We start from the raw sequence: 2,425 nt of genomic DNA on the forward strand, positions 1-2,425 counted from the left end.
TATCGGAGGCCTGGCGCGCGATTTTTATCATCGCATATTTATGCACTATCAGGATAGTGCAGCTTGGCGCTGGCAGGAACACTCCGAATACGGAAACAAAGGACAGGGAACCCCTGCTATGGACGGTCAGAATCGAACAATGTGGATATTTGAACCCCATGTTGCCCAGAAGGTGTTTGAAGATTACGTTTCAGAATATGAATTAGACGTTCAACGGGATGAATGGCTTGATAGAAAAAATGGAGTAGAGGTGAAAGGCAATCGTATTGTATCAATTACAACGCTCAGCGGTAAGACATACACCGGAAAAATGTTTATTGACGCGACCTATGAGGGTGATCTGATGGCGGCCGCGGGAGTCAGCTATCACGTGGGACGGGAAGCTAGCAACGTATACAAAGAAAAATGGAACGGTGTGCAAACGGGTGTGCTTCATCACGGACATTGGTTTAAAAGCGATATAAGTCCCTATCGTATTGCCGGTGATAGCACCAGCGGTTTGCTATATGGTATTTCTCCCGATGATCCGGGCACGTATGGCCAAGGAGATAACCGCATACAGGCGTATTGTTTTAGGATGTGTTTGAGCAACCATCCGGAGAATAGAGTTCCTTTTGAGAAACCTGAGGGGTACAACCCTCAAGACTATGAGCTTCTGGCTAGGGTGTATGCTTCGGGTTGGCGGGAAACTTTTCAGAAATATGATCCTATTCCAAATAGAAAAACGGACACAAATAATCATGGCCCCTTTAGTACCGATTTTATTGGGATGAACTACGATTATCCCGAAGGGAGCTATGAAGAGCGAAAGGTGATTATCAAAGCCCACGAAGATTATCAAAAAGGACTGATGTATTATCTTGCAAATGATCCAAAGGTCCCCGTTGAGGTTCGTGAAAAGATGGCACAATGGGGACTTGCAAAAGACGAATTCAAAGATAATGGCAATTGGCCACATCAATTATATATACGTGAAGCGCGCCGGATGGTTGGTGATTATGTGATGACCGAACACGATACTTTTAGCGAACGAAAAATTTCGGACCCAGTAGGAATGGGATCTTACTCTCTAGATTCGCATAACGTGCAGCGGTATGTGAAAGCAGATGGTTTCGTGCAGAACGAGGGAGATATTGGTGTTGAACCAAAAGGTGGCGCATATCAAATTTCATATGGATCGCTAATTCCAAAAGAAGGAGAGTGTGCAAATTTATTGGTCCCTGTTTGCGTTTCGAGTTCCCACATAGCATTTGGAAGTATACGTATGGAACCCGTTTTTATGATATTGGGACAAAGTGCAGCTATAGCGGCTTCGCTAGCTATTGATGGCGATCGGGATGTGCAGCATGTTCTTTATACCGATTTAGAAAAAGAACTTATTGCCGAAAAGCAAGTATTGGCTAAACCTTAAAATTTAACTAACCTGATGCGATAGTTAGCGGTATCAGAAAAATAGTTTAAATAGGCTTCTGCTATTAGGAATAGTAGCAGAAAGTTTGACTTCTAGTAGGAGAGGATAGAGCACGTCATATAATCAAGAGAGCTTCATTTTTTTAAGACACTCTATGGTTGTAATGGGAGACGATATTTATTCTGCATAAACTATAATACATTAAATCCGAAATGGGAATTTACAACTTCAACTTTTTATTTTTCTGTGTGCTTTTCTTAGCATCCTTGACGAGCCAAGCTCAGAACAAATATTTTAACAAATGGCCAAAAGGAACAGCTCCAAAAGAAATTGGATTACTCGTTGCTGGACGGTTCATCCAAAGTCCACATTCCAACTGGGGTAATCCGGGCGTAGCAAATGAAATAACATATCCAGAAACCTGCGCCTGGTATGGCGCATTGTTATTCGCTAAACAGACAAACAACGAATTGCTTCTAAAATCGCTTCAAGGCCGTTATGAAGTAGCTGTGGCAACCGAACAAAAGCTAATCCCCAAAGCTGATCATGTGGATCATACCATATTTGGTAGCATTCCGTTAGAACTCTACATGCAGACCGATTCCACTCGTTATTTAGAACAGGGAATTAGGTATGCAAAAGCGCAGTGGCAACTACCCAGGGATGCGCGACCACAGGAAGTTGAATGGCACAGCAAGGGCTACAGCTGGCAGACCAGGTTATGGATAGATGATATGTTCATGATCTCTACCATTCAAGCCCAAGCATATCGTGCTACGGGCGATACGACCTACATTAATAGAGCGGCACGGGAGATGACTCTTTACCTTTCTAATCTTCAGAAAGATAACGGACTTTTTTATCATGCAGAGGATGTCCCATATTTTTGGTGTCGTGGGAACGGCTGGTACGCAGCAGGGATGGCTGAACTTTTAAGATCTTTACCTAAGGACAATCCGGATCGCCCAGAAATATTAATCGCATATCGGAAAATGATGGAAACATTACTCGGTT

At 43.1% G+C, this 2,425-nt stretch carries 2 protein-coding genes; both read left to right on the plus strand.

Annotation, left to right across the window (positions count from 1 at the left end; all coding sequences use genetic code 11):
• Positions 1–1,411: FAD-dependent oxidoreductase (locus HP439_RS18760; RefSeq protein ID WP_172391854.1), on the plus strand; the 1,411-nt coding region annotated here is incomplete at its 5' end.
• 212 nt (positions 1,412–1,623) lie between these two features.
• The coding region (locus tag HP439_RS18765) for a glycoside hydrolase family 88 protein (RefSeq protein WP_172391855.1) at positions 1,624–2,425 on the plus strand (802 nt) is incomplete at its 3' end.

The sequence above is a fragment of the Sphingobacterium shayense genome, assembly GCF_013179575.1.
Taxonomy (GTDB): domain Bacteria; phylum Bacteroidota; class Bacteroidia; order Sphingobacteriales; family Sphingobacteriaceae; genus Sphingobacterium; species Sphingobacterium shayense.